This window comes from Sporosarcina sp. P13 (genome assembly GCF_002743055.1).
Classification (GTDB): domain Bacteria; phylum Bacillota; class Bacilli; order Bacillales_A; family Planococcaceae; genus Sporosarcina.
In genome coordinates this window covers 1-3,990 of sequence record NZ_PDYM01000068.1, presented here as the reverse complement: position 1 = coordinate 3,990, position 3,990 = coordinate 1, and the positions used below count along the sequence as shown (strand labels likewise).

The window sequence follows — 3,990 nt, the reverse complement described above, 5'->3', positions numbered from 1 at the left end:
GTTGCTCTTCCTTTCTGGCTCATTGCGGGAGCCATCCGCCAGCGCCGAAGTGGGTACAATGACAAATTACTTCCCTTTATATAGAAGCGGATTGAAGTGTCTAGAACTTACTGAATCCCTAACTAACATCAAAGAAATATGCCGCTTACTTTCCCATACCAAACGAAGGCGCCTTACAAGCGGTAGGCGGAGCAATGAGACAGATAGGCGTTCTTCCTGTCTGACTCATTGCGGGAGCCATCCGACAGCGCCGCAGTGAGTAAGAACACCACTACTTATCCTTTAACTAATGAATGCGCACAAAAAAGCTACCAGTTTCCTGGTAGCTTTTTAGAATGCTATGAGAAAAATTTACTTATCTGAGTGAAAGCGTCGGACTCCATAACGATTGTACCGTATTCTTCTACCCGATAAATAGACATTTTAGACGGTGCGCCGAATTCAGTTACCATACTCGCTATATCCTTGGCACGTTTCTTGTCAATTAGAGAATAGTCGAAACGTAAGTTGAGATAATAACGACCTTCGAATGCAAAGATCTGCGATTCAAATGGATCTTCGAGTGAAATCATTTTAGAAGCTAACGGAATCAACTCATCGAACTCATTGAATACAAACAACCTGTTATTGACTTGCAATTCCTCCTCACTATCTTCTTCCGCTTCTTTAATTGCGTCAAAAATCGGATCAAATAATTCTTCTGGATCTTCGATACCAAAAGGAAATTGAGAGGATTCTGCGTTTTTCGGCAGATGTGCACGTGTAACAATTACTTCAATACCTTCATTCATCGCATTGACCTGAATCCAAAGTGGTCCTTCCACTTCGAATTCTGTATCGTCACCAAGCTCATCCATCATATCCCAAAAAAGCTCTTCGCTTTTATCACGATTGTACCAAACATCTTCTTTACTAAACCCACGCGCTTCAATATCTCCATAAGAAAGATAAAACTTAACCGTATTTTCATTAATGCGCTCTATTTCCATCCCTTATCTCTCCCTTCTGTAAAACAGGCCCTCCCCTGTCAATAATGAACACTTACTTGCAATGCTTACTACTACTATATGTCGTCACAGTCAGTTTCGAAAGGGTTTATTATAATATACCTTTATATACGTAAGCATTGAAGTAAAACGCCTAGAGGAATACAAGGGAATTTTCAATTCAAAAAAGCTGATAGGCACAAATATATCTAGTGTCATCCCTATCAGCTTTTTATTTAGATTAGTTAACCATTCGCCGCGCTTCAAGCAGTTGATAGGCTCTAACTTTTCTAGGTAGGAAACGACGAATCTCATCTTCATTGTACCCTACTTGGAGTCTTTTTTCATCTAGAATGATTGGTCTTCTTAACAGGCCAGGATGCTCTTGAATTAATTCATATAGTCTTTGAAGTGGAAGACTTTCCACATCAACATTTAGTTTTTGGAATATCTTGGATCGTGTTGAAATAATTTCATCTGTACCGTCTTCAGTCATGCGAAGAATTTGTTTGATTTCTTGGATATTCAATGGTTCAGAGAAAATGTTACGCTCTGTATAAGGAATCTCGTGTTCCTCCAACCATGCTTTTGCTTTTCTACAAGATGTACAACTAGGGGATGTATAAAGTGTGACACCCATTTAATGACACGTCCTTTCCAATGGCTTACGCTCAGTTAGATTTGTATGTTTATACTTTTTAATTTAGAATTATTATAATTTATCTTTACAATACCCATTATACACGTAATCATTCTCAATTAATATACTTTTTATAAAAAAATTATACATAATACATTATTTCTTAAATTTCTACAAACCTTAAAAGAATCATGTAGTTTTCTGCTATAAATGCACATCTTATACTTTTATACCCGGTAATTAATCACTTTAAACCCTCGCAATGAAATTAAGTCATTCTCATTTAGATAAAACATTTTACCATTTCTTCAGTCTATTATAGTACGTACAGATGTACTATAAGGTTTCACTTTGCATCAACTATTTTTATTTATTCTTAATGAAGTTTGCATAAAGCGAAATAAAGCTATATAATTTTAAGCAATAAGTGAATGGCAATGAAGGAAAAAGTATTTTTGCCGCGGTTTTCTCAGAGAGCTTGTCTTAGGTGGAAACAAGCAAAACCGTACAAAAAGAATGGGCTCCTGAGCTTGATGGATGAATATGAGTAGTCCATCACGTTACCCCACGTTACGGGATTTGAGCGGCTTTTTATAAAGCAATTCGGGTGGTACCACGGTTACCTTTTCATCAATCGTCCCTATTTACAGGGATGACTGGTGTTTTTTTATGCCATTTTTTAGTTCTTTATTTGAAAAAGGAGGAAATATATTAATGAAAACAATTTTTTCTGGCGTTCAGCCAACAGGCGTCATCACTTTGGGGAACTACATCGGGGCATTCCGTCAATTTGTCGAGCTACAAAATGAAGAGGACTGCATCTTCTGTATCGTCGATCAACACGCGATTACGGTGCAACAAAATCCAGACGACTTAAAGAAAGCTATTCGCTCACTAGCTGCTACATATATCGCAAGCGGTATTAATCCAGAAAAATCCACGCTATTCATTCAGTCAGAAGTACCTGCACACGCGCAAGCAGGCTGGATCATGCAATGCATTTCTTACATCGGAGAACTTGAACGTATGACACAATTCAAAGATAAATCTGACGGTGCTGAGGGTGTTTCCGCTGCCCTATTGACATATCCTCCATTAATGGCAGCTGATATTCTTCTATACAATACAGATATTGTTCCAGTGGGAGAAGATCAGAAGCAACATTTAGAGTTAACACGAGACTTGGCCGAGCGCTTTAACAGCCGCTACGGTAAAGTATTGACAATTCCGGCCGTTCGTATTCCTAAAAACGGTGCACGCATAAAATCTTTACAAGATCCTTTAAAGAAAATGAGTAAATCTGATCCAAATAAAAAAGCAACGATCACTATTTTAGATACGCCGAAGGAAATTGAAAAGAAAATCAAAAGTGCGGTAACAGATTCGGAAGGCATCGTGAAATTCGATGTGGAAAACAAACCTGGGGTCTCCAACCTGTTGATTATTGAATCATCATTGAGCGGTGTATCTATCGCTGACTTAGAAGCTAAATACGAAGGTCTGGGTTACGGAGCATTTAAAGCAGGTGTAGCCGAAGCAATTATCAATCATTTGGAAGTTATTCAGCAGCGTTATTATGAATTAATCAATTCACCTGAACTGGACGAAATCCTTGACCAAGGTGCAGTAAAAGCAAACGCCATCGCAAGCGCTACTCTTAAAAAGATGGAGGCTGCGATGGGCTTGGGGCGTAGACGGTAATTACTATCAGAACACTCGCTACAACTAGCAACGTAAAATCCGCTGACTGTAGGATAAAAAACAAAATTTGCCGATAATCATAACCAAGTGCCGAGTAGTTCAAGTAAAGAAGTAAATTCGCGAGTGTAATAACAATAGTGCAATAACTTAGAATGAATAATAGAAAACGCGTCACACTAATCCTCGTCCTTTATCGTTTTCTTTCATCTTATGTATGGAGATAGGTTAATTAGACGAGCATTCTTTTCAAGAGCCGGATAAATGTAAAGAGCCGCTAGAACATCTGTCAATGAACTCACTTTGACACTTGTTGATAGCGGCTATATTTAACAAGCGGAAGACCACGATAACTTCTAGACACCTCATAACGCTTCAGTAAGTAGAGAAGTAATTCGTCATTGTACTCACTTCGGCGCTGGCGGATGGCTCCCACAATAAGCCAGATAGGAAGACCACCTATCCGTCTTATCGCTCCGCCTACCGCTTGTAAGGCGCCTTCGTTTGGTAAGGGAAAGTAAGCGGCATAGCTCTTTGATGTTAGTTAGGGATTCAGTAAGTTCTAGACACTTCAATCCGCTTCTATATAAAGGGAAGTAATTTGTCATTGTACCCACTTCGGCGCTGGCGGATGGCTCCCGCAATGAGCCAGAAAGGAAGAGCAAC

General features: G+C 39.1%; 3 protein-coding genes and 1 other annotated feature. Of the genes, 1 reads left to right on the top strand and 2 read right to left on the bottom strand.

Translation table 11 applies throughout. The annotated features are described in order from the left end of the window. Positions 1–338: 338 nt before the first annotated feature. Together mecA and spxA are read right to left on the bottom strand one after the other, a co-directional pair. Positions 339–989 (bottom strand): adaptor protein MecA, encoded by a 651-nt coding sequence (gene mecA, locus CSV79_RS16285; RefSeq protein WP_099690095.1) that lies wholly within the window; start codon positions 987–989, stop codon positions 339–341. A 238-nt stretch (positions 990–1,227) separates the two neighbouring features. Beyond that, positions 1,228–1,626, bottom strand: a complete 399-nt coding sequence (spxA, locus tag CSV79_RS16280) for a transcriptional regulator SpxA (protein WP_009765721.1) — start codon at positions 1,624–1,626, stop codon at positions 1,228–1,230. A gap of 428 nt (positions 1,627–2,054) precedes the next feature. Further along, positions 2,055–2,271 (top strand) — a binding site (T-box leader). 69 nt (positions 2,272–2,340) lie between these two features. On the opposite strand from spxA, the gene trpS reads away from it, so the two are divergent. Continuing rightward, positions 2,341–3,327 (top strand): tryptophan--tRNA ligase, encoded by a 987-nt coding sequence (gene trpS, locus CSV79_RS16275; protein WP_099690094.1) that lies wholly within the window; start codon positions 2,341–2,343, stop codon positions 3,325–3,327. Positions 3,328–3,990 lie beyond the last annotated feature (663 nt).

Coding starts and splice junctions, on each gene's coding strand:
- mecA (WP_099690095.1), bottom strand. CDS start 989: ATGGAAATAGAGCGCATTAATGAAAATACGGTTAAGTTTTATCTTTCT.
- spxA (WP_009765721.1), bottom strand. CDS start 1,626: ATGGGTGTCACACTTTATACATCCCCTAGTTGTACATCTTGTAGAAAA.
- trpS (WP_099690094.1), top strand. CDS start 2,341: ATGAAAACAATTTTTTCTGGCGTTCAGCCAACAGGCGTCATCACTTTG.